Here is a 21,088-nt window from a genome sequence, read left to right on the forward strand (position 1 = left end):
GTCTTGCTCTCCCCTTGAACGAAGCGGTGCGACGTGATTGTCTCGCGCGACATCGAAAGGGAGTTCGGCATGCGGGTTCTGGTGGTGGAGAACGACAGGGTGACGCTGCTCGGGCAGATCGGCGCGGCGCTCGACGAGGCGGGCGCGGAGCTCGACATCTGCCGGCCCCATGCCGGCGATCCGTTGCCGGCGGACGAGAGCGGCCATGACGCCATCGTCGTGATGGGCGGACCGCAGAACGCGCTGGACGACGAAAGCCACGCCTATCTCCCGGCGCTTGCCGCCCTGATGCGCCGCTTCGGCGAGGCGGACAAATCGGTGCTCGGCGTCTGCCTCGGCAGCCAGCTGCTGGCGCGGGCCTATGGCGCGGCGAACCATATCGGCACCGCGCCGGAATTCGGCTGGTGCACCATCGCGCTCACCGGGGACGGCGCGGGCGATCCCGTGCTTTCCGCCGCCGCCGGCGCCTTCCCGATCTTCCAGTGGCACAGCGACACCTTCTCCCTGCCGGAGGGCGCGGTGCGGCTCGCCACCAACGATGCCGCGCAGAACCAGGCCTTCCGGCTCGGCCGCGCCATCTACGGCACGCAGTTCCATTTCGAGGCGAACCGCGAGGTGGTCGAGGAATGGGTGCGGATCTTCCCGGACCATATTGCCGGCCTTGCGCCCGGCTGGCTGGAGCGGCGCGCCGCGCTCGCCGCCGAAAGCGGCCCGGTTGCCGAGGCCACCGGCCTTGCGCTCGCCCGCGCCTGGGTCGCCACGATCAAGGCCGCCGAGGCCCGCCGCGTGGCATAGCGTCCGCGAAGCGCCGCGCCGCCGCGCCCAGCACATCCGGCGCAAAGCCCGAAAAGCCGATCACGAGGCCCTGCCGCGGCGGGCGGGTGACGGCCATGGCGGAAAGGGCGCGGGCGCCGAGCCCGGCACGCCGGGCGATCTCGACCGCCGCAAGGTCCCCGAGCGCTTCCGGCAGGCCGGCGACGAGATGGAGGCCCTGATCGGGCACGTCCACCGAAAGGTTTCCCACCGAAAGCAATCCCGCGACCAGCGCATCACGCGCCGCCTGCGCCCGGCGCCGGGCGCGGCGCAGATGCGCGGCGAAATGGCCTTCGCGGATGAGATCGGTCAGCGCCGCCTCGGCGAGCGTCGGCGGGCTGCGGTCGCTGCGGCTGCGCAGGACCATTACAGTCTCCAGCAGCGGATCGGGAATAACGGCATAGCCGAGGCGGAGCCCCGGGAAGAGCACCTTCGAGAAGGTGCCGAGATAGATCACCCGGCCGCTGTCATCCATGCCCTGCATGGCGGCGAGCGGCGGGCCGGCGAAGCGGAACTCGCTGTCATAATCGTCCTCGACGATCCAGCCGCCCGTCGCCCGCGCCCAGTCGATAAGGGCGAGGCGGCGGCGCATGCTCATGGTCACGCCGAGCGGAAACTGGTGCGAAGGCGTCACGTAGACCGCACGGGCGCCGGCCACCGCGCCGGCGATATCGGCTCCTTCCGCATCGACGGCAAGGCCCGAAAGATGCAGGCCGTTGCCGGCGAAGGCGGCGCGGGCGCTCGGATAGCAGGGATCCTCGATCATCACGCGGTCGCCCGGGGAAAGCGCGCCCCGGATGACGAGGTCGAGGCCCTGCTGCGTGCCCGTCGTGACGATGATCGAGCGGGCCTCGCAGCGGACGCCGCGCGCCTGCCGGAGATAGGCGGCGATCGCCTCACGCAGCGCAAGCCCGCCGCGCGGATCGCCATACTGGAAATGTTCCGGCCCCGGTCGCGCCAGATGGCGCGAAAGCAGGGTGCGGAAGATGTTCAGCGTGCGCGCATCGGCCATGGCGACGCCCAGCGTGCCGGGAAGCGGCATCTTCGGTTCGACGACCTCGGCCTCCGGGAAAGCGGCGGGCTTCATGCTGGGCACGCGGTCGGCGACGAAGGTGCCGGCCCCGGTGCGGGCGACGGCATAGCCCTCCGCGATCAGCATCTCGAAGGCCGCGACGACGCTGCCGCGCGACGTCTTCAGGCGCTGCGCGAGATCGCGCGACGGCGGCAACTTGCTGCCGGGCGGAATGTCGCCCGCCTCGATCAGCCGGCGCAGCTCGCGGTAGAGCGCGGGCGTGCGCCGCCCCGCCGCCGGCAGGACGGGAACGAGCGACGACCAGTCCGGGAGATTGGTCTGAATTCTTTGTCTTGAATTGGTACTTTTTCGATCCAATGCCATGGCGCACCCTGGCCTTCCATTCCCCGAAAGGCAAGAGCCGCATGAGCGTCGAGACCGAAACCGCCACCTATCCCGTCACCCCGCGCAACCGCGTCAAGCGCATGCACGAGCGCGCCAGCTACGACCACGAGGCCGTGCACGCCGTTCTCGACGCGGCCATGCTCTGTCATGTCGCCTATGTCATCGACGGCCAGCCCTATGCCACGCCGACGCTCTTCTGGCGCAAGGGCGACACGCTCTACTGGCACGGCTCTTCGGCAAGCCGCATGCTGCGGCACCTGAAGGCGGGCACGCCCGCCTGCCTCACCGTCGCGCATCTCGACGGGCTGGTCCTCGCCCGCTCGGGCTTCAACCATTCGGCCAACTACCGCTCCGCCATGTGCTTCGGCACCGCGCGGCTGGTGGAGGACCCGGAGGAGAAGAACGAGGCGATGCGCGACGTCGTCGATCGGTTCTATCCGGAGCGCAGCGCGCTCCTGCGGCCCCTCACGCCGCAGGAGGCGAAGGCGACGACGATCATCGCCATGCCGATAGACGAGGCGGTCGCCAAGGTGCGCGCGAAGGGGGTGGGCGACGACGAGGAGGATTTCGCCCTTCCGATCTGGGCCGGCGTCATTCCCGTCACCACCGTGCTCGGCACCGTCGAGCCCTGCCACCGGCTGGTGCCGGGCGTCGACAGGCCGGAAACGCTTTCCCTCTTCCCCGAGGGCGGCCGGCTGGATGATTCCCTTCTGGCCGGCCAGCGCCTTTACGAAGGCGGCTGACGCCATTCTCCGTCCATGATGGACCTTCGGCCCCTGCCGGGGTCCATCGGCCTTTGCGGGTCGCGGCCCGGCGGATCCGCGTGTACACTGCCGTCTTTGCGAGGACGGACGATGGCCGGACCCATTCAGCAATTCGAGATCAAGCCGCTCGTTCCCCTCGAAATCGGCGGGCTGGACCTCAGCTTCACCAATGCCTCCGCCTATATGGTGCTGACGGTGGCGACGGCGACGGGCTTCCTGCTGCTGGCGACCCGGCGGGGCAGCCTCGTTCCCGGCCGCTGGCAGATGAGCGCCGAGCTCGTCTACGATTTCATCGCCGGGACACTGCGCTCCAATGCGGGCGAGCAGGGCATGCGCTTCTTCCCGCTGGTCTTCTCGCTCTTCATGTTCATCCTCGTCGCGAACCTCATCGGCATGTTTCCCTATGCCTTTACCGTGACGAGCCAGCTCATCGTCACCTTCGCGCTCGCCATAACGGTGTTCTCAACCGTCACGCTCTACGGCCTCTTCCGGCATGGTGCGGGCTTTCTGCGCCTTTTCGTGCCCTCCGGCGTTCCGCTGATCCTGACGCCGATCATCGTGCCGATCGAGGTGATGTCCTATTTCTCGCGGCCCGTCAGCCACTCCGTCCGTCTCTTCGCCGTCATGCTCGCCGGCCATATCACGCTGAAGGTCTTTGCCGGCTTCGTCGCCTCGATGACGGGGCTGGGAACGCTCGGCATGCTGGGCGCCATCCTGCCCTTCGCCATGACGGTGGCGCTGACGGCGCTGGAAATCCTGATGGCCGTCATCCAGGCCTATGTCTTCGCCATGCTGACCTGCATGTATCTCAACGACGCGCTGCATCCGAGCCACTGACAACCCGCCCTGTGCCGAAAATGCACAGGGCCGCGCCATCGCCGTTCACGCAATCGAAAGGGGCGTGCGGTAAAGGAGGATGGATCACAACGGGGCCATCCCATGCAGATAGCCGGCATCATGAACACCGCCCTCCGGGGCATGGCGGGCGAGACGACGCGCCTCGACAGGGCGGCGCAGACGATCGCGGAGGCACCGGCCGGGACCGCGGACCCGGCAGAGAGCATGCTGGACATGATCTCCGCCGGGATCGGCTTTCGTGCGAATGCCGCCGTCTTCGAGACGGGCGCGGACCTCTGGCAGGTCCTCGCCACGATCAAGCGCGACTGATCCTCTACCGGTTCGCCATCGAGGCCATGCGCTGCGGATAGCGCCCGCCGGCGACCCGCGCCGGCGACAGCAGCTCGCCGAGCCGCGCGGCCTCTTCCTTCGTCAGCGCGACATCGGCGGCGGCAACGTTCTGCTCGAGATGCGGCACCTTGCTGGCGCCGGGGATCGGCACGATGAAATCGCCCTGCGCCAGCACCCAGGCAAGCGCAAGCTGCGCGGGGGCCACGCCCTTCTCCTTCGCCATCTCCTCCAGAAGCGCCACCAGCGCCAGGTTGGCATCGAAGTTCTCCGCCTCGAAGCGCGGCAGCGAACGGCGGAAATCGTCGGCGGAAAGGCCATCGAGCTTCTTCAGCGCGCCGGTGAGCACGCCCCGGCCGAGCGGGCTGAAGGGCACGAAGCCAATGCCGAGTTCCCGGCAGGTTTCGAGAACGCCGTTCTCCTCCGGGTCGCGGGTCCAAAGCGAATATTCGCTCTGCACGGCGGCGATCGGGTGCACGCCATGCGCCCGGCGGATCGTCTCGGCACCGGCTTCCGACAGGCCGAGCGCCTTCACCTTGCCCGCGCGCACCAGCTCCGCCATCGCGCCCACCGTCTCCTCGATCGGCACGGCCGGGTCGACGCGATGCTGGTAGTAGAGGTCGATCACCTCGACGCCGAGCCGCTTCAGCGACGCCTCGGCGACGGCCCGGACATTTTCCGGCCGGCTGTCGGTGCCCGTGATCATCTCGGCGGAAGGCTTCGTATCGTCGATGCGGAAGCCGAATTTCGTGGCGATCACCACCTTGTCGCGCACCGGCTTCAGCGCCTTGCCGACGAGGATCTCGTTCCGGTAGGGCCCGTAGACCTCGGCCGTGTCGAAGAGGGTGACGCCGAGATCGACGGCGCGATGCAGCGTCCCGATCGCCGCCGTCTCGTCGCTCGAAGGGCCGTAGGCGTGGCTCATGCCCATGCAGCCGAGGCCGAGGGCAGAGACGTCGAGGGTGCCGAGTTGTCTGTGCTTCATGACAGGATCCTTTTGCTTGCGACCGGGAGGCGGTCGGTGCGCCGGGCGGCGGATGATCCGCCCTCGTCCGGCAAGACGCAATCTAGGGCGCGGCGCTTCATCTGAAAATTGCTGCAAAAGCCAACGGCTTGTTCTATCTGTTCGAACAATGAACCGCACCCAGCTCTCGCAACTCGCCGTGCTCGCCATCGTCGCCGAGACGCGCTCCTTCCGCAAGGCCGCCGCCGAGCTCGGCATCGCGCCCTCGGCCGTCAGCCATGCCGTCTCGGCGCTGGAGGCGAGCCTTGGCGTGCGGCTCCTCGCCCGCACCACCCGCTCCGTCTCGCCGACGGAGGAGGGCCGCATGCTGCTCGATACGCTGGCGCCGGCCCTGTCCGACATCGGCAATGTCATGGAGGCACTCGCCGACCGGCAGGGCCGGCCCGCCGGGCCGCTCCGCGTCACCATGCCCCTCATCGCCGCGGAGGACATCGTCATGCCCCGGCTCGGGGCCTTCCTTCTCGCCTATCCCGATATCGAGCTGGAGCTTCGGACCGACGACCGCTTCGAGGATATCGTCGAGAAGGGCTTCGATGCCGGCCTCCGGCTCGGCGAGCATCTGGAGGCGGACATGGTCGCCGTGCGGGCGAGCGGGCCGTGGCGCGGCCTCGTGGTCGGCGCGCCGGCCTATTTCGAGAAACATCCGAAGCCGCTCCAGCCGCGCGACCTCATGCAGCATCGCTGCATCCGCCGGCGCTTTTCGAGCGGGCGCATCTATCGCTGGGAGCTGGAGAAGGACGGCAGGCAGGTGACGGTCGACGTCACCGGCCCCCTCATCGTCTCGGACCAGCGGCTGATGCGGGCGGCGGCGATGGACGGCGCGGGCCTTGCCTATGTCTTCGACCAGCGCGTTGCCGAGGACATCGCGACGGGGCGCCTCTTCGCGGTGCTGGAAGACTGGTGCCCCGCCTTCGACGGCTTCTCTATCTACTATCCGACACGCCGGCAGATGCGCCCGGCGCTGCGCGCCTTCGTCGATTTCTTCCGCTATCGTGGTCAGGTCTGAAGACGGTAGCGGATGTGCCCGTCGGTCTCGACATAGCTGTCGTAGAGCTTCCTCGCCCGGTCGTTGTCGTGGCTGGTGTGCCAGTAGATGCCGCGCCAGCCATGCCGCTTGGAAATGGCGATCAGGTCGTCGATCAGCGCGCGGCCGACGCCCCTGCCGCGGACCGTGTCGTCGACGAAGAGGTCTTCGAGATAGCCCTCCGGCGCGATGTCCCAAGTGGAATCATGGTAGTGGTGGATGGCGAAGCCCACGACCTTGCCGTCCTCCTCCGCGACGCGCATCGAGACGCGCGAGCCGGGATCGAGCACGCGCGCCCAGGTGAAGGCCGTCACCTCCTCCCGCACCTCGGTCCTGTAGAAGGCGAGATAGCCGGCCCAGAGCCTTCTCCAGGCCGCCTCGTCGCCTTCGGCCGCATCGCGGAGGATGAGCGCCATGGTCAGGCCCCCGCCTTGTCGAGCGCCGCCATCTGTTCGGGCGACAGCGAAAGATCGGCGGCCTTCGTCAGGCTGTCGAGCTGGGCAAGACTCGTGGCGCTGGCGATCGGCGCGGTGACGGCGGGCTTGGCCATCAGCCAGGCGAGCGCGATTTCCGCCGGCTTCGCGCCGGTCTCGGCCGCGACCTTGTCGAGCGCCGCAAGGATGCGCTGGCCCTTGTCGTCGAGATAATGCGCGACGCCCTCGCCGCGCGCCTTGCCCTCGGTATCGGCCTTCGAGCGGTACTTGCCGGTGAGGAAGCCGGAGGCGAGGCTGTAATAGGTGATGACGCCGATATCCTCCTTGCGGCAGAGGTCGGCGAGCGGCCCCTCGAAGCTGCCGCGGTCATAGAGGTTGTATTCCGGCTGGAGTGCCGCATAGCGCGGCAGGCCCGCCTTGTCGGCGGCCTCGAACGAGGCCTGCAACTGGCCGGCATCGAGGTTCGACGCACCGAAGGCGCGCACCTTGCCGGCCTTCACGAGGCTCACATGGGCTTCCAGCGTCTCCTCGTAAGGGGTTTCGGCATCCGGCCAGTGGGAGAGATAGAGGTCGATATGGTCGGTCTGCAGCCGCTTCAGCGAGTTTTCGACCGCCTCGACGATCCACGACTTGCGCAGGTCCCGCCGTCCCTGGCCCATGTCGGAGCCGACCTTGGTGACGATCACCACCCTGTCGCGGGCGATGCCCGAGCGCTTCAGCCACTTGCCGATGATCGCCTCGGACTCACCGCCCTCATTGCCCGGCACCCAGCGAGAATAGACATCCGCCGTGTCGATGGCGTTGAAGCCCGCGCCGGTGAAGGCATCGAGGAGATCGAAGGAGGTCTTCTCATCGGCCGTCCAGCCGAAGACATTGCCGCCGAAGACGAGCGGCGCGATGGAAAGGCCGGTCCTGCCGAGGGAGCGAAACTGCATGGGGTCCTCCAAGGGGTTCGTGCTGAAAAGGCTTTTCGCCAACATAGGGCGCGGCCCGGCGCTTTGCACGTGGCCCGCCGTCGATTTTTGCGGCGTCCTGCGCTTGCGAGGAACGTACCTCGTGACTAGTCTTCCGGGCGCAATCAGGGCCCGCACAATCGAGGAGAGATCATCATGCTGCGTTTCGGAATCCTGTCCACGGCCAAGATCGGCCGCGAACTCGTCGTGCCGGCCATCCAGGATGCGGAGAACTGCGTCGTCACCGCCGTCGCGAGCCGCGACAAGGCCAAGGCGCGCGCCATGGCCGACCGCTTCTCCGTGCCGCATGCCTTCGGCTCCTACGAGGAGATGCTCGCCTCCGATACGATCGACGCGGTCTATATCCCGCTGCCGACCTCCCAGCATGTGGAATGGTCGATCAAGGCGGCGGATGCCGGCAAGCATGTGCTCTGCGAAAAGCCGATCGCGCTCAATGCCGGCGAGATCGATGCGCTGATCGCGGCGCGCGACCGCAACAAGGTGCTGATCTCGGAAGCCTACATGGTCACCTACAGCCCCGTCTGGCGCAAGGTGCGCGCGCTCATCGCCGAGGGCGCCATCGGCCGGCTGCGCCATGTGCAGGGCGCCTTCACCTATTTCAACCGCGATCCGGGCAACATGCGCAACGTGCCGGAACTCGGCGGCGGCGGCCTGCCGGATATCGGCGTCTACCCGACGATCACCACCCGCTTTGCCACGGGCAAGGAGCCGGTCCGCGTGCAGGCGAGTACCGACCGCGACCCGGATTTCGGCACCGATATCTATTCGAGCGTGCGCGCCGATTTCGGCGATTTCGAACTGTCCTTCTACATCTCCACCCAGCTCGCCCAGCGCCAGATCATGGTCTTCCACGGCGACAAGGGCTTCATCGAGGTGAAGTCGCCCTTCAATGCCGACCGCTACGGCGTGGAGGAGATCGAGCTCACCAACCAGAACCATGGCGAGAGCCAGATTTTCCGCTTCCAGGACGCCCGCCAGTACCGGCGCGAGGTCGAGGCCTTCAGCCGGGCCGCGCGCGGCGAGAAGGAGGAGGTCGTGACGCTGGAAAGCTCGGTGAACAACCAGAAGGTCATCGACGCCATCTATCGCGCCAGCGAGAAGGACGGCTGGGAGGCGGTGTGATCACCGCCCCGTCCCGATCCGCTTGTAGAAGAGCGTCGTCGCGCAAAAGCGCCCGTCCGGATAGAGCGCATAGTCGGGGATGACCCCGGCGCGCTGCCAGCCGAGGCGTTCGTAGACCGTCTCGGCGGGGCTGCCGGTGGCAGTGTCGAGCACCAGCAGCGTCTTGCCATGCCGGGCCGCCTCCGCTTCGGCGGCCGCCATCAGCGCGCGGGCAAGGCCCCTGCCGCGCTCGCTTTCCATGACGAGCAGCTTCTTCACGTCCGCCCGGTGCTGCTGGTTCGGCATCTGGCGGATGCCGACCTGCACCGTGCCGACGATGCGGCCCACCCGCTCCGCGGCGAAGAGCAGCGTCGCCCCCTCCCCGACCGAAGCCGAGACGCCGTCCCAGAAGGGCAGCGCATCGGCCGGCCCATAGGGTGCCATGAAGCCGAGGGAGGCTCCGCCGGCAACGCAATCGGCCAGCACATCGGCCAGTTCGCCCATGCGGGCGCGGGTCTCGCTCTCGTCGAGCAGCCTGATATCGCTCATCTGTCCTCTCAGGAACGGCCGCGGTCCAGCACCACGGCATAACGGGCCGGCGTGTCGCCGGGATTTTCGAAGACATGGCCCTCGGTGATGCTCATATAGAGGCAGTCGCCGGGGCGAAGGTCGTGCACGGTTCCGCCGACCGTCATGCGCAGCGTGCCGGAAAACAGCCAGACATGCTGCGTCATGCCGGCCCGGCCGGTTTCCGGCGGATAGGCGATGCGCGCGCCGGCAGGGAACTCGACCTCCACGACATCGACGCGCGCGGCGGTGTCGGGCGGAGAGACGGCGCGGCGCTGGTAGCCGGTTTCCGGATCGCGCCAGACGGTCTGCGCCTCGCGCCGCGACAGCGGATCGCCCTCGGTCCCGGAAAAGGCGAAGAAGGCGGAGAGCGTGAGGTCCAGCGCGGCGCAGAGCCGCGAGAGGAGCTGCGCCGTCGGGCTCGCCTCGCCGCGCTCGATGCGCGAGATCATGGCGCGGCTGACGCCCGAGGCGGCCGCAAGGTCGTCGAGGGTCTGGTTGCGCGCCGTTCTGAGCAGCCGCAGCCGGTCGCCGATGGCGCTTTCGAGGGGATCGATACCGTTTTCCATTATCATGGAATATTTCTCCTTTATAATGGAGTCAACACGCATCATCCCATCGCAAAATAATTCCCCGCCATGCCGCTCCGGCGACAATGCGACATCGGCGGTTTCGCTATGGTGGCGCCGCGCAAGGCGAAGGGGGACGGATCATGGGCGGGACACAGCGGGCATCGTCGCTCTTCTCCATCACCGCCATCGTCGTTTCCATGACCTTCGTCGCCATCGGCAACGGCATCATGCTCGCCTATGTGCCCTATGTGCTGTCGCATGCCGGCGCGCCGTCGTGGACGCCCGGCGCGGCCGTCACCGCCATCGCCTTCGGCGGGCTGATCGGCTGCGTCATCGCGGGGCCGGTCATCCGCCGCGTCGGCCATGCGCGCGCCTTCTCCTGCTCGCTGGCGCTCGTCATCATCGCCGCCTTCCTCGTCGCGCTCGGCATGCATCCGCTCGTCTGGGTGCTGGCGCGCGGCATCTACGGCATCGCCGGCAACTGCAACTTCATCATCGCCCAGAGCTGGCTGAACCATGCGGCGGACAACCGCTGGCGCGGCAAGGCCATGTCCTTCTTCTACATGACCTATGTGCTGGGGCTCGGCGTCGGCGCCTGGATCTTCGGCCGCATGCCGGCCGACGGCAACCTCGCCCCGCTCGTCACCATCTTCGTGACCACCGTCGCGCTGCTGCCGATCGGCCTCACCCGGCTGCCGACACCGCCGGCGCCCGCCCGCGTCAGCCTCGATTTCTCCATGGCCTGGCGCAATTCGCCGGTCGCGCTCATCGGCGTGCTCGCCTCCGGCGGGCTTTCCATGGTCGTGCAGGGCTTCACGCCGATCTATGCCGCCACCAACAATGTCGGGCAGGCCGACGTGGCGCTGCTGATGTTCGTCATGCAGTTCGGCCTGATCTTCGTGCAATATCCGCTCGGCACGCTTTCCGACCGGATCGACCGGCGCGTCGTGCTGATCGCCACCTGCCTGCTGATAACAGGCGCTGCCATCGCCGCGCTCTTCGTCTCGTTCAGCGCCTTCGTCCTGCTGATGATCGTCTTCGCGCTCTGGGCCGGCGCGGTCGAGAGCGTCTATTCCATCGCCAATGCCCATGCCAACGACCGCACGGATCCGGAGGATTTCGTGCCGCTCGCCTCGACACTGCTCGTCGCCTGGTCGACCTCGGCGACCCTTGTTCCGCTCGGGGTGACGGCGCTGACGCCGGTCTTCGGCCCGCAGACCTTCATCTATGCCGCGATGGGCGTCGCGCTCGCCTATGCCGCCTTCGTCGCCCAGCGGCTGAGGCTGCGCGAGACGGTGCCGCTCGAGGCGCGGGAAAATTTCGAGCTGCTGAGCGCGCAGGTGCCGAATGCCGGTGCGCTGGTGGAAGGCGAGAAAGCCCCGGAATAGCGGCGCTTGCCGAGCCGAAACCCTTCATTTACCGCTTTGCGGGAATCCTGCTCGCTGCTATATGGCGCGCATGAGCACCAATAATTCGACGCCCCTCGACCATATCCGCAATTTCTCGATCGTGGCCCATATCGACCACGGCAAGTCGACGCTGGCCGACCGGCTGATCCAGTCGACCGGCGGCCTTGCCGACCGCGAGATGTCGGAACAGGTCCTCGACAACATGGAGATCGAGCGCGAGCGCGGCATCACCATCAAGGCCCAGACGGTGCGTCTGCACTACAAGGCGAACGACGGCGAGACCTATGTGCTGAACCTCATCGACACGCCCGGCCATGTCGACTTCGCCTACGAGGTCTCGCGCTCGCTGTCGGCCTGCGAGGGTTCGCTGCTGGTCGTCGACGCTTCCCAGGGCGTGGAAGCCCAGACGCTCGCCAACGTCTACCAGGCGATCGACAACAACCACGAACTGGTCACCGTCCTCAACAAGATCGACCTGCCGGCGGCCGAACCGGACCGCATCAAGGAACAGATCGAGGAAGTGATCGGCATCGACGCCTCCGACGCCGTGCTCATCTCGGCCAAGACGGGCCTCGGCATTCCCGACGTGCTGGAAGCCATCGTCAAGCGCCTGCCCGCGCCGAAGAGCGAGGGCGGCGAGAAGGCCCCGCTGAAGGCGCTGCTGGTCGACAGCTGGTACGATACCTATCTCGGCGTGATGGTTCTCGTGCGCGTCATCGAGGGCCGGCTCTCCAAGGGCCAGACCGTGCGCATGATGGGCACGGATGCGAAATACACCGTCGAGCGCGTCGGCGTGCTGACACCGAAGATGGTCGCGATGGATTCGCTCGGTCCGGGCGAGATCGGCTTCATCACCGCCTCGATCAAGGAAGTGGCCGATACCCGCGTCGGCGACACCATCACCGAGGACAAGCGCCCGACCGCCAAGGCCCTGCCCGGCTTCAAGCCGGCCCAGCCGGTCGTCTTCTGCGGCCTCTTCCCGGTCGATGCGGCCGATTTCGAGGACCTGCGCTCGGCGATGGGCAAGCTGCGCCTCAACGACGCCTCCTTCTCGTTCGAAATGGAAAGCTCGGCGGCCCTCGGCTTCGGCTTCCGCTGCGGCTTCCTCGGCCTCCTGCATCTCGAGATCATCCAGGAGCGCCTGGAGCGCGAATTCGACCTCGACCTGATCGCGACCGCGCCGTCGGTCGTCTATCAGCTCTACATGACCGACGGTTCGATGCGCGAGCTGCACAACCCGGCCGACATGCCCGACGTCGTGAAGATCTCGGAAATCCACGAGCCCTGGATCCGCGCGACGATCCTGACGCCGGACGATTATCTCGGCGGCATCCTGAAGCTCTGCCAGGACCGCCGCGGCATCCAGGTGGAACTCACCTATGTCGGCACACGCGCCATGCTGACCTACGACCTGCCGCTCAACGAAGTCGTCTTCGACTTCTACGACCGCCTGAAGTCGATCTCCAAGGGCTACGCCTCCTTCGACTACCAGATCACCGACCACAAGGAAGGACATCTCGTAAAGATGTCGATCCTGGTGAACGGCGAGCCGGTCGACGCGCTTTCCATGATGGTGCACCGCATGGCCGCCGAAAAGCGCGGCCGCGACATGTGCGAGAAGCTCAAGGAGCTGATCCCCAAGCACATGTTCAAGATCCCGATCCAGGCCGCCATCGGCGGCAACGTGATCGCCCGCGAGACCATCTCGGCGCTGCGCAAGGACGTGACGGCCAAGTGCTACGGGGGCGACGCCACCCGCAAGCGCAAGCTGCTCGACAAGCAGAAGGCCGGCAAGAAGCGCATGCGCCAGTTCGGCAAGGTGGAGATCCCGCAGGAGGCCTTCATCGCGGCGCTCAAGATGGGCGATGAATAGAGATACTTCCCTGTTGCAGTTGACGAAGGCCGTGGAGCGATCCGCGGCCTTTTTGCTTTAAGGGTCGAATACCTCTCCGCCGTCATGCTCGGGCCTGTCCCGAGCATCTGCAACGGTTCAATTTTTCGGCGCATTGGCAAATCCTCGGCACAAGGCCGAGGATGACGGCAGCGGGCGCGCAGGGTCATCAAAACACAAAGGCCGCGGATCGCTCCGCGGCCTTTTCATATCCGTGATGCGACCCGCTTACTGGCCGACCGAGGACACCATGACGGCGTCGCCGTTTTCGATCGAGACCCAGCGGCCGGCGTGGAATGAGGCCTGGCGCTTGAGGTAGCGGTAGGGCGTCTTCGTCCAGAGCTTCACCTCGTTGTTGAGGTTGTCGAGGATGTAGTCGCCCTGGGCGGTGCGCAGGGTCAGCACGGCATGGCCCTCGCCATCCGGCTTACGCACGACGGTGATCAGGAGATCGCCGGCGGCAAAGCCCTTCTGCATCAGCATCCTGCGCTTGAGGAGCACGAAGTCCTCGCAGTCGCCGGCATTGTCCGGATAGGCCCACAGCTCGTCCTTGCCGTAGAGTTCCTTGTCCGTCATCGGGGTGATGTCGCGGTTGACGCGGGCATTGATCTCGCGGACCACCGACCAGCCGAATTCCGTCACCTTGGCGGGCGCGGTGCGCGCGCCGGGGCGGCATTCGGACTTGTGGGTCTGGCAGAATTCGTAGTGACCGATGGGCTGCGAGGTCACGCCGCCCGTCTTCATGGAGAGCGCCGATGCCGGTGCCGTGAAAGCCGAGGAAGAAGAAACGAGGAGAGCGAGAACCGCTGCAGCCCCAGCCTTCGCACCAATCATTCGTGCCATGAAACGTCCCCTAATCGTTAACAAAGAGTTAACGGTGAGAAGGCCGTCTCGTCAATCATCAGAATTGGCGATGCTGCATTATGGTTAAAATACGCATCGGCCGGGCCCGTGCTCAGTCGCCGCGGGCGAGGACGTCCGCGGCGTCCAGGATCTTGGCGATGTCCTGCGGGCGCGACAGGCGGTGGTCGCCGTCGCGGATCATCGTCAGCACCACGTCGTCGCCGGAAAGGTGCTCCATCAGGCGCACGGCATGGGCATGGGGCACGTCCGGATCGGCCATGCCCTGCAGGATGTGCACGGGGCAGCCGGTCTCGATGACGCCGTCGAGCACGCGGTTCTTTCGCCCGTCCTCGATGAGCTTCAGCGTATAGATGTTCGGGTCGGGGCCGTAGGGCGTCGGCTCCTCGAACTGGCCGCGCTCGGCAAGGGCCGTGCGCTCGGCTTCCGTCAGGTTCGGCTCGATGAGCTCCGAGGTGAAGTCCGGCGCCGGGGCGATGAGGACGAGGCCGGCGACCTCGATATCCTGGCGCGCAGCAAGTTCGGCGACGGCGCGTAGCGCGATCCAGCCGCCCATGGAGGAGCCGACGAGCACGAGGCGGCGCGAGCCGAGCGTCTTTACCGCATGGTCGATGACGGCGAGCGCCTCCTCCAGCCAGCGCGAAATGGTGCCGTCGGTGAAGGCGCCGCCCGAGGCGCCGTGGCCGGAATAGTCGAACCGCACGCAGGCCGTGCCGAGGCGGGCGGCAAGGCCGGCGAGCTCCACCGCCTTGGTGCCGCTCATGTCGGAGCGGTAGCCGCCGAGCCAGACGAAATGGGCGAGCGCGTTGCCGGGCGCCTGCGGCTGGAGCGCGATCGCGATCCGCCGCCCCTCGCTCCCCGTTCCGACCTCGATGAAATCCGCCGCAGTCTGGTTGTCGTCCGTCATCGTCATACCTATCTCCTGCCCAGAGCGTTGCCGCCCGCCCGCCAGTCTCTTGCCAGGAGCTAGACCAGATTCGCACGCGCAAGGACAGGTGGTGATTTTTTCCGCGCGGCATGCTATTGACTTCGCAAGCGCGATCAACACATTGCCGACAGACGCCGCGAGGCGGGCAGCCGGCCGGTCGACGCGCAGATCATATCCAGTCGAAACAGTTCGAGGAGAACACGACCATTCGCAGACCATTCAAAGCGGAAGCCCCCGTCAAAGACGGCCCGCGTTCCAACAGGGAAATCCGGATTCCCCGCGTCCAGCTCATCGATGCCGAAGGCCAGAACCACGGTATCGTCCCCACCGATCAGGCACTTCGCATGGCCGAAGAAGCGGGCCTCGACCTCGTGGAGATCGCACCGAACTCCGAGCCGCCCGTCTGCAAGATCCTTGACCTCGGCAAGCTGAAATACGCCAACCAGAAGAAGGCGGCCGAAGCGCGCAAGAAGCAGAAGATCGTCGAGATCAAGGAAATCAAGATGCGCCCGAACATCGACACCCATGACTATGAGGTGAAGATGAAGGCCATGAACCGCTTCTTCGAAGAAGGCGACAAGGTGAAGGTAACGCTGAAGTTCCGCGGCCGCGAAATGGCCCACCAGGAACTCGGCATGAAGCTTCTTCTGCAGGTCAAGGAAGATACCCTGACCATCGCCAAGGTCGAAGCCGAGCCGAAGCTCGAGGGCCGCCAGATGATGATGGTGCTCGCTCCGAGGTGAGCGCCTCTCCAGGCGCTTTGCGCCAAACGGATCAAGCCGCCTTTCGGGGCGGCTTTTCCATTTCCGGCCGGAATCGCCGCTTTCCGCGGAATCCGGTTGCGCTTTTCGGGGACATCGGTTACAAGCCGCCGTCCGAACGGTCCGGCAGGGCATGCCGTGGCCGTTCTTTACGCTGGAGAGGCGCCTTCGTCAGCACCTCTCGAATTCAAGAAGAATGGAGTAGCAAAATGCCCAAGATGAAGACGAAGTCGTCTGCCAAGAAGCGGTTCAAGATCACCGCATCCGGCAAGGTCGTCGCTGCCGCTGCCGGCAAGCGCCACGGCATGATCAAGCGTACCAACAAGTTCATTCGCGACGCGCGCGGCACCATGGTGCTGGCCGAGCCCGATGGCAAGAAGGTCATCAAGAACTACCTGCCGAACGGTCTCTGAGACTTCTCGCGCAATTGATACGTTAAGGAGATCATGACATGGCACGTGTAAAACGCGGCGTAACTTCCCACGCCAAGCACAAGAAGACGCTGAAGGCAGCCAAGGGTTTCTACGGCCGCCGCAAGAACACCATCCGCGCCGCCAAGGCAGCGGTTGATCGTTCCAAGCAGTTCGCCTACCGCGACCGCAAGGTCAACAAGCGCAACTTCCGCGCTCTCTGGATCCAGCGCATCAACGCTGCCGTCCGCGAGCACGGCCTGACCTACGGCCGTTTCATCGACGGCCTCAACAAGGCTGGCATCGAAGTCGACCGCAAGGTGCTTTCGGACATGGCGATCCATGAGACCGAAGCTTTCGGCGCGCTCGTCGCAGCCGCCAAGAAGGCTCTGGAATACCTCAAGGACGCCGGCACGAAGAACGAGTTTGAGACCGCCGTCAACTAACCGGCGCTCACAACAAATCTTCGCTTCGTTGTGAAACCCGCGCCGGGGAACCGGTGCGGGTTTTTGTTTGATTTCGGAAGGAACCATGGACGGCAGGCCGACCCAGCTCGACACGATCCCGGATGCGACCGCCAAGGATATCGAGACGCTTCTCGTGACCCTTGCCCGCGGCGCGCGCCGCGTCGAGCGCGTGGAGATGTCCTTCGGCGCCGTCTGGATCAAGCGCTACGGCACGGAGCGCCCGCCGGTCTGGACCAAGGCGCAGGGTGCGCTCGCCGCGCTTCTTCGCCAGCCCTTCCTGCGCCCCGCGCCCTATCTCGACAGCAAGGGCATGATCGACCGCGAGGTCCGCCGCATCGAGACCTTCGCCGGGAAGGGCGTGCCCGTGCCGCGGGTGCTCTATGCCTCCGGCAGCGCGCTCGTGCTTTCCGATGTCGCACCGACGGTGGTCGCGCGCCTTGCCGCGCTGCGCAAGGCCGATCCCGCCGCCCATGACGACCTGCTCGTCGCCTGCGCGGCCGAACTCGGCGCGCTGCACGGCAGGGGCCTCTGCCACGGAAGGCCGCATCCGCGCGACTTCTTCCTTGCCGGGAACCGCATCGGCTTCATGGATTTCGAGGAGGAGCCGGAGGCCGCCATGCCGCTGGCAACGGCCCAGGCGCGCGACCTCTGGCTGCTCTTCCTCCAGCTTGTCGACCGCGCGGCCTTCGGCGCGGAAACCGCCGGAAGGGCCTATGCGGCCTGGCGCGCCGCCGCACCCCCCGGCGCCGAGACGGAGCTGAAGGAGATGCTCCGGTTCCTCGGCAAGTTTTTGTGGCTCACCCGATTGATCGGGCGCGTGCACATGGGTAGTGATCTGCGACGCTTCCTCGCCGCAACCCGCTATCTGCAGGGGGTTCTTCTCTCTCCCCGCCCGGCCGACGCAAGCAAAGCAGGTAAAGATGACTGAACTCGATACTTTGGAACAGCAGCTCCTTTCCGACGTTGCAGCGGCCTCCGACGAGGCGGCGATCGAAGCCGTGCGCGTCGGTGCGCTCGGCAAGAAAGGCTCCGTCTCGGAACTCCTGAAGACGCTCGGCACCATGTCGCCGGAAGAGCGCCAGACGCGCGGCGCGGCGATCAACGCGCTGAAGACGCGCGTCACCGACGCCATCACCGAGCGCAAGAGCGCGCTGCGCGACGCCGCCATCGAGGCCCGCCTTGCGGCCGAGACCGTCGATGTCAGCCTGCCGGTGCGCTCCTCGCCGGCCGAGCGCGGCCGCATTCATCCGATCAGCCAGATCGTCGACGAGATCACCGCGATCTTCGGTGACATGGGCTTCTCGATTGCCGAAGGCCCCGACGTCGAGACGGACTACTACAACTTCACGGCGCTGAACTTCCCGGAGGGCCACCCGGCCCGCGAGATGCACGACACGTTCTTCTTCCCCGCCGACGAGAACGGCGAGCGCAAGGTGCTGCGCACGCACACCTCACCCGTGCAGGTGCGCACCATGGAAGCGCAGAAGCCGCCGATCCGCATCATCATCCCGGGAAAAACCTACCGGCAGGACAGTGACGCGACCCATTCGCCGATGTTCCATCAGGTGGAAGGCCTCGTGGTCGACAAGACCGCGAATGTCGCCAACATGCGCTGGGTGCTGGAAGAGTTCTGCAAGGCCTTCTTCGAGGTCGACAGCGTCACCATGCGCTTCCGCCCGTCCTTCTTCCCCTTCACCGAGCCGTCCTTCGAGGTCGACATCCAGTGCGACCGCTCGTCCGGCCCGATCGTCAAGTTCGGCGAGGGCACGGACTGGATGGAAATCCTCGGCTGCGGCATGGTCCATCCGAACGTGCTGCGCGCCGGCGGTCTCGACCCGGACGAATACCAGGGCTTTGCCTGGGGCATGGGCCTCGACCGCATCGCCATGCTGAAATACGGCATGCCGGACCTGCGCGACTTCTTCAACGCCGACGTCCGCTGGCTCAGCCACTACGGCTTCCGCCCGCTCGACATGCCGACCCTGTTCGGCGGCCTCAGCGCGTAACCGGCATCCAAGGAGAAATTTGTCATGAAATTCACGCTCTCCTGGCTGAAGGATCACCTCGACACCGACGCCTCGCTGGAGGAAATCTGCGCGAAGCTGACGGCGATCGGCCTCGAAGTGGAAGACGTCGACGACAAGGCGGCCTTCAGGCCCTTCGTCATCGCCAGGGTGGTTTCCGCCGAACAGCATCCGAACGCCGACAAGCTGCGCGTGCTGATGGTCGATACCGGCAAGGGCGACCCGGTCCAGGTCGTCTGCGGCGCGCCGAATGCGCGCGCCGGCCTCGTCGGCGCGTTTGCCGCACCCGGCACCTATGTGCCCGGCATCGACGTGACGCTCGCCGTCGGCACCATCCGCGGCATCGAGAGCCGCGGCATGATGTGCTCGGAGAAGGAACTGGAAATCTCCGACAACCACGACGGCATCATCGACCTGCCGGCCGATGCGCCCGTGGGCACGAGCTATGCCGCCTATGCCGGCCTCGACGATCCGGTCATAGAGATCAACCTGACGCCGAACCGCCCCGACTGCACGAGCATCTACGGCATCGCCCGCGATCTCGCTGCCTCCGGCCTCGGCACGCTGAAGACCCCGAAGGCGCCGTCCTTCAAGGTGGAAGGCGAAACGCCGGTCAAGGTGAAGCTGGAGCTTGGCGGCGACGATCATCTCTGCCCGGGCTTCGCGCTCCGCCTCGTGCGCGGCGTCAGGAACGGCCCCAGCCCCCGCTGGATGCAGCAGCGGCTTCTCGCCATCGGCCTTCGTCCGATCAACGCGCTCGTCGACATCACCAACTATATGACCTTCGACCAGGGCCGTCCGTTGCACGTCTTCGACGCAGCCAAGGTGAAGGGCGACCTCGTCGTGCGCCGCGCGGCCGAGGGCGAGACGGTGCTGGCGCTCGATACGCGGGAATACACGCTGAACCCGTCCAACGTCGTCATCGCCGACGATAACGGCGTGGAATCCATCGGCGGCATCATGGGCGGCGAGCATTCGGGCTGCGACGAGAACACGGTCGACGTGCTGATCGAATCGGCGCTGTGGGACCCGATGAACATCGCCAAGACCGGCCGCTCGCACGGCATCATCACCGATGCGCGCTACCGCTTCGAACGCGGCGTGGACCCGGAATACATGGTGCCAGGCCTCGAACGCGCGACGGAACTGGTGCTGGAACTTTGCGGGGGCGTGCCCGCGAAGACCGACGTCGTCGGCTACAAGGGCTATACAGCCAAGGTGGTCGATTTCCCGTTCTCCGAGGTCAAGCGCCTGACGGGCCTCGACGTCTCGGAAGCCGAAAGCGCCAATATCCTGACCCGCCTCGGCTTCACGGTCACGGGCTCGGGCGAGCGCGTCTCCGTCGCGGTTCCCTCCTGGCGGCCGGACGTGGACGGCAAGGCGGACCTCGTCGAGGAGATCATGCGCATCCACGGCGTCGACAACATCAAGCCGTCGCCGCTGGAAAGCCACGGCACCGTCAACGGCCGCATCCTCACCACGCTGCAGATCCGCACGCGCCTTGCCAAGCGCGCGCTCGCCGCGCGCGGCATGATGGAGGCCGTCACCTGGTCCTTCATCCCTAAGGCGCATGCCGAGCTCTTCGGCGGCGGCGCGGCCGCGCTGGCGCTGTCGAACCCGATCGCGGCCGACATGTCCGACATGCGCCCCTCGCTGCTGCCCGGCCTGCTGGCGGCCGCCCAGCGCAATGCCGACAAGGGCTATGGCGACGTCGCGCTCTTCGAGGTCTCCGGCACCTATGAGAACGACAGGCCGGAAGGCCAGCGCCGCGTTGCCGGCGGCGTTCGCCGCGGCACGGCCTCGCTTTCGGGCTCCGGCCGTCTCTGGTCGAACGCGGCCAAGGGCGGCGGCAAGCCGGTCGACGTCTATGACGCCAAGGCCGATGCGCTCGCCGTGATCGAGGCCTGCGGCCTGCCGATGGGCAATGTGCAGATCGAGCCGGGCGCGCCCTCCTGGTACCATCCGGGCCGTTCCGGCACGATCAAGATGGGCCCGAAGACCGTTCTCGGCACTTTCGGCGAGTTCCACCCGAAGGCACTCGGCGCACTCGACGTTTCCGGCGCGCTTTGCGGCTTCGAAATTTTCGTCGATGCCATGCCGGAGCCGAAGAAGAAGGCGACCCGCACCAAGCCGGCGCTCGACCTCTCGCCCTTCCAGGCGGTGAAGCGCGACTTCGCCTTCGTGGTCGACAGGACGGTGGAAGCCGGCGCCATCATGCGCGCGGCCACCGGCGCCGACCGCAAGCTGATTGCGGCCGTCAACGTCTTCGACGTGTTCGAGGGAGCATCGGTCGGCGAGGGCAAGAAGTCCGTCGCCATCGAGGTCGTCTTCCAGCCGACCGACAAGACGCTGACCGACGAGGACTTCGAGGCCGTGACGGCCAAGATCGTCGGCAATGTGGTGAAGACCACCGGCGGCACGCTGCGGGCATGATGAAAACGAGAACGGGGCGGTGACGCCCC

General features: G+C 66.5%; 23 protein-coding genes. 14 read left to right on the forward strand and 9 right to left on the reverse strand.

Annotated features, from left to right (window positions below; translation table 11 throughout):
• Window positions 1-69 precede the first annotated feature (69 nt).
• On the forward strand, window positions 70-795 hold the full coding sequence (locus tag ACZ1A1_RS18410) for a type 1 glutamine amidotransferase (protein WP_463621041.1): 726 nt from the start codon (window positions 70-72) through the stop codon (window positions 793-795).
• On the opposite strand, the gene pdxR is transcribed toward ACZ1A1_RS18410, so the two are convergent.
• The gene (gene pdxR, locus ACZ1A1_RS18415; protein ID WP_463621043.1) at window positions 764-2,209 is read right to left on the reverse strand and encodes a MocR-like pyridoxine biosynthesis transcription factor PdxR; all 1,446 of its coding nucleotides are present in this window, start codon (window positions 2,207-2,209) and stop codon (window positions 764-766) included. The two genes, ACZ1A1_RS18410 and pdxR, sit on opposite strands and share 32 nt — an antisense overlap.
• Window positions 2,210-2,250: 41 nt before the next feature.
• Between pdxR and ACZ1A1_RS18420 the strand changes: the two genes are divergently transcribed.
• The 3 genes from ACZ1A1_RS18420 (at window position 2,251) to ACZ1A1_RS18430 (ending at window position 4,161) form a co-directional block, all read left to right on the forward strand.
• Window positions 2,251-2,973: a pyridoxamine 5'-phosphate oxidase family protein gene (locus ACZ1A1_RS18420; protein WP_463621044.1), complete on the forward strand. Its 723-nt coding sequence runs from the start codon at window positions 2,251-2,253 to the stop codon at window positions 2,971-2,973.
• A 111-nt stretch (window positions 2,974-3,084) separates the two neighbouring features.
• On the forward strand, window positions 3,085-3,831 hold the full coding sequence (locus tag ACZ1A1_RS18425) for a F0F1 ATP synthase subunit A (RefSeq protein ID WP_463621046.1): 747 nt from the start codon (window positions 3,085-3,087) through the stop codon (window positions 3,829-3,831).
• 102 nt (window positions 3,832-3,933) lie between these two features.
• A complete protein-coding gene (locus tag ACZ1A1_RS18430) occupies window positions 3,934-4,161 on the forward strand; it encodes a hypothetical protein (protein ID WP_463621048.1) in 228 nt (75 codons plus the stop codon).
• A gap of 4 nt (window positions 4,162-4,165) precedes the next feature.
• Here the strand turns inward: ACZ1A1_RS18430 and ACZ1A1_RS18435 are convergent, their stop codons facing one another.
• Window positions 4,166-5,164 (reverse strand): aldo/keto reductase, encoded by a 999-nt coding sequence (locus ACZ1A1_RS18435; protein ID WP_313195695.1) that lies wholly within the window; start codon window positions 5,162-5,164, stop codon window positions 4,166-4,168.
• A 148-nt stretch (window positions 5,165-5,312) separates the two neighbouring features.
• Between ACZ1A1_RS18435 and ACZ1A1_RS18440 the strand changes: the two genes are divergently transcribed.
• Entirely contained in the window at window positions 5,313-6,209 is an 897-nt protein-coding gene (locus tag ACZ1A1_RS18440) for a LysR family transcriptional regulator (protein ID WP_463621049.1), read from the forward strand.
• Here the strand turns inward: ACZ1A1_RS18440 and ACZ1A1_RS18445 are convergent.
• Window positions 6,200-6,643 carry a GNAT family N-acetyltransferase gene (locus ACZ1A1_RS18445; protein WP_313195693.1) on the reverse strand — a complete coding sequence of 148 codons (444 nt, stop codon included), beginning with the start codon at window positions 6,641-6,643 and terminating at the stop codon, window positions 6,200-6,202. The genes ACZ1A1_RS18440 and ACZ1A1_RS18445 overlap by 10 nt on opposite strands.
• Before the next feature lie 2 nt (window positions 6,644-6,645).
• Window positions 6,646-7,596 carry an aldo/keto reductase gene (locus tag ACZ1A1_RS18450; RefSeq protein WP_463621051.1) on the reverse strand — a complete coding sequence of 317 codons (951 nt, stop codon included), beginning with the start codon at window positions 7,594-7,596 and terminating at the stop codon, window positions 6,646-6,648.
• Window positions 7,597-7,770: 174 nt separating this feature from the next.
• On the opposite strand from ACZ1A1_RS18450, the gene ACZ1A1_RS18455 reads away from it, so the two are divergent.
• Window positions 7,771-8,757, forward strand: a complete 987-nt coding sequence (locus ACZ1A1_RS18455; RefSeq protein WP_463621052.1) for a Gfo/Idh/MocA family protein — start codon at window positions 7,771-7,773, stop codon at window positions 8,755-8,757.
• On the opposite strand, the gene ACZ1A1_RS18460 is transcribed toward ACZ1A1_RS18455, so the two are convergent.
• The gene (locus ACZ1A1_RS18460) at window positions 8,758-9,285 is read right to left on the reverse strand and encodes a GNAT family N-acetyltransferase (RefSeq protein ID WP_463621053.1); all 528 of its coding nucleotides are present in this window, start codon (window positions 9,283-9,285) and stop codon (window positions 8,758-8,760) included.
• Between the two features lie 8 nt (window positions 9,286-9,293).
• The gene (locus tag ACZ1A1_RS18465) at window positions 9,294-9,872 is read right to left on the reverse strand and encodes a helix-turn-helix domain-containing protein (protein WP_463621130.1); all 579 of its coding nucleotides are present in this window, start codon (window positions 9,870-9,872) and stop codon (window positions 9,294-9,296) included.
• A 143-nt stretch (window positions 9,873-10,015) separates the two neighbouring features.
• Between ACZ1A1_RS18465 and ACZ1A1_RS18470 the strand changes: the two genes are divergently transcribed.
• Entirely contained in the window at window positions 10,016-11,263 is a 1,248-nt protein-coding gene (locus tag ACZ1A1_RS18470; protein WP_463621054.1) for an MFS transporter, read from the forward strand.
• Window positions 11,264-11,324: 61 nt separating this feature from the next.
• A complete protein-coding gene (gene lepA, locus ACZ1A1_RS18475; RefSeq protein ID WP_463621055.1) occupies window positions 11,325-13,157 on the forward strand; it encodes a translation elongation factor 4 in 1,833 nt (610 codons plus the stop codon).
• Window positions 13,158-13,403: 246 nt separating this feature from the next.
• Here the strand turns inward: lepA and ACZ1A1_RS18480 are convergent, their stop codons facing one another.
• The 3 genes from ACZ1A1_RS18480 to ACZ1A1_RS18490 form a co-directional block, all read right to left on the reverse strand.
• The gene (locus tag ACZ1A1_RS18480) at window positions 13,404-14,018 is read right to left on the reverse strand and encodes a transglutaminase-like cysteine peptidase (RefSeq protein WP_313195687.1); all 615 of its coding nucleotides are present in this window, start codon (window positions 14,016-14,018) and stop codon (window positions 13,404-13,406) included.
• Window positions 14,019-14,130: 112 nt separating this feature from the next.
• Window positions 14,131-14,943: an alpha/beta hydrolase gene (locus tag ACZ1A1_RS18485; RefSeq protein ID WP_463621131.1), complete on the reverse strand. Its 813-nt coding sequence runs from the start codon at window positions 14,941-14,943 to the stop codon at window positions 14,131-14,133.
• 134 nt (window positions 14,944-15,077) lie between these two features.
• Window positions 15,078-15,278: a hypothetical protein gene (locus ACZ1A1_RS18490; protein ID WP_409530070.1), complete on the reverse strand. Its 201-nt coding sequence runs from the start codon at window positions 15,276-15,278 to the stop codon at window positions 15,078-15,080.
• Here ACZ1A1_RS18490 and infC point away from each other — a divergent pair.
• The 6 genes from infC (at window position 15,231) to pheT (ending at window position 21,059) form a co-directional block, all read left to right on the forward strand.
• Window positions 15,231-15,707, forward strand: a complete 477-nt coding sequence (infC, locus tag ACZ1A1_RS18495) for a translation initiation factor IF-3 (RefSeq protein WP_409530069.1) — start codon at window positions 15,231-15,233, stop codon at window positions 15,705-15,707. The genes ACZ1A1_RS18490 and infC overlap by 48 nt on opposite strands.
• A 227-nt stretch (window positions 15,708-15,934) precedes the next feature.
• A complete protein-coding gene (gene rpmI, locus ACZ1A1_RS18500; protein ID WP_415214214.1) occupies window positions 15,935-16,138 on the forward strand; it encodes a 50S ribosomal protein L35 in 204 nt (67 codons plus the stop codon).
• Window positions 16,139-16,176: 38 nt separating this feature from the next.
• On the forward strand, window positions 16,177-16,581 hold the full coding sequence (rplT, locus tag ACZ1A1_RS18505) for a 50S ribosomal protein L20 (RefSeq protein WP_117367527.1): 405 nt from the start codon (window positions 16,177-16,179) through the stop codon (window positions 16,579-16,581).
• An 85-nt stretch (window positions 16,582-16,666) separates the two neighbouring features.
• Window positions 16,667-17,530 carry a serine/threonine protein phosphatase gene (locus ACZ1A1_RS18510; RefSeq protein ID WP_463621057.1) on the forward strand — a complete coding sequence of 288 codons (864 nt, stop codon included), beginning with the start codon at window positions 16,667-16,669 and terminating at the stop codon, window positions 17,528-17,530.
• Window positions 17,523-18,608: a phenylalanine--tRNA ligase subunit alpha gene (gene pheS / locus ACZ1A1_RS18515; protein ID WP_463621058.1), complete on the forward strand. Its 1,086-nt coding sequence runs from the start codon at window positions 17,523-17,525 to the stop codon at window positions 18,606-18,608. Before ACZ1A1_RS18510 ends, pheS begins: the two co-directional genes overlap by 8 nt.
• Window positions 18,609-18,632: 24 nt before the next feature.
• The gene (gene pheT / locus ACZ1A1_RS18520) at window positions 18,633-21,059 is read left to right on the forward strand and encodes a phenylalanine--tRNA ligase subunit beta (protein WP_463621060.1); all 2,427 of its coding nucleotides are present in this window, start codon (window positions 18,633-18,635) and stop codon (window positions 21,057-21,059) included.
• Window positions 21,060-21,088 lie beyond the last annotated feature (29 nt).

This window comes from Shinella sp. R2-11, from assembly GCF_055330205.1.

Bases quoted from the DNA above. Each gene is read 5' to 3' on its own strand.
- ACZ1A1_RS18455 (WP_463621052.1), top strand. From the start codon at position 7,771: ATGCTGCGTTTCGGAATCCTGTCCACGGCCAAGATCGGCCGCGAACTC.
- ACZ1A1_RS18440 (WP_463621049.1), top strand. From the start codon at position 5,313: ATGAACCGCACCCAGCTCTCGCAACTCGCCGTGCTCGCCATCGTCGCC.
- ACZ1A1_RS18425 (WP_463621046.1), top strand. From the start codon at position 3,085: ATGGCCGGACCCATTCAGCAATTCGAGATCAAGCCGCTCGTTCCCCTC.
- lepA (WP_463621055.1), top strand. From the start codon at position 11,325: ATGGCGCGCATGAGCACCAATAATTCGACGCCCCTCGACCATATCCGC.
- pheS (WP_463621058.1), top strand. From the start codon at position 17,523: ATGACTGAACTCGATACTTTGGAACAGCAGCTCCTTTCCGACGTTGCA.
- ACZ1A1_RS18450 (WP_463621051.1), bottom strand. From the start codon at position 7,596: ATGCAGTTTCGCTCCCTCGGCAGGACCGGCCTTTCCATCGCGCCGCTC.
- ACZ1A1_RS18430 (WP_463621048.1), top strand. From the start codon at position 3,934: ATGCAGATAGCCGGCATCATGAACACCGCCCTCCGGGGCATGGCGGGC.
- rpmI (WP_415214214.1), top strand. From the start codon at position 15,935: ATGCCCAAGATGAAGACGAAGTCGTCTGCCAAGAAGCGGTTCAAGATC.
- ACZ1A1_RS18420 (WP_463621044.1), top strand. From the start codon at position 2,251: ATGAGCGTCGAGACCGAAACCGCCACCTATCCCGTCACCCCGCGCAAC.
- ACZ1A1_RS18435 (WP_313195695.1), bottom strand. From the start codon at position 5,164: ATGAAGCACAGACAACTCGGCACCCTCGACGTCTCTGCCCTCGGCCTC.
- ACZ1A1_RS18485 (WP_463621131.1), bottom strand. From the start codon at position 14,943: ATGACGGACGACAACCAGACTGCGGCGGATTTCATCGAGGTCGGAACG.
- ACZ1A1_RS18480 (WP_313195687.1), bottom strand. From the start codon at position 14,018: ATGGCACGAATGATTGGTGCGAAGGCTGGGGCTGCAGCGGTTCTCGCT.
- ACZ1A1_RS18460 (WP_463621053.1), bottom strand. From the start codon at position 9,285: ATGAGCGATATCAGGCTGCTCGACGAGAGCGAGACCCGCGCCCGCATG.
- ACZ1A1_RS18465 (WP_463621130.1), bottom strand. From the start codon at position 9,872: ATGGAAAACGGTATCGATCCCCTCGAAAGCGCCATCGGCGACCGGCTG.
- ACZ1A1_RS18410 (WP_463621041.1), top strand. From the start codon at position 70: ATGCGGGTTCTGGTGGTGGAGAACGACAGGGTGACGCTGCTCGGGCAG.
- pheT (WP_463621060.1), top strand. From the start codon at position 18,633: ATGAAATTCACGCTCTCCTGGCTGAAGGATCACCTCGACACCGACGCC.
- ACZ1A1_RS18445 (WP_313195693.1), bottom strand. From the start codon at position 6,643: ATGGCGCTCATCCTCCGCGATGCGGCCGAAGGCGACGAGGCGGCCTGG.
- ACZ1A1_RS18510 (WP_463621057.1), top strand. From the start codon at position 16,667: ATGGACGGCAGGCCGACCCAGCTCGACACGATCCCGGATGCGACCGCC.
- pdxR (WP_463621043.1), bottom strand. From the start codon at position 2,209: ATGGCATTGGATCGAAAAAGTACCAATTCAAGACAAAGAATTCAGACC.
- rplT (WP_117367527.1), top strand. From the start codon at position 16,177: ATGGCACGTGTAAAACGCGGCGTAACTTCCCACGCCAAGCACAAGAAG.
- ACZ1A1_RS18470 (WP_463621054.1), top strand. From the start codon at position 10,016: ATGGGCGGGACACAGCGGGCATCGTCGCTCTTCTCCATCACCGCCATC.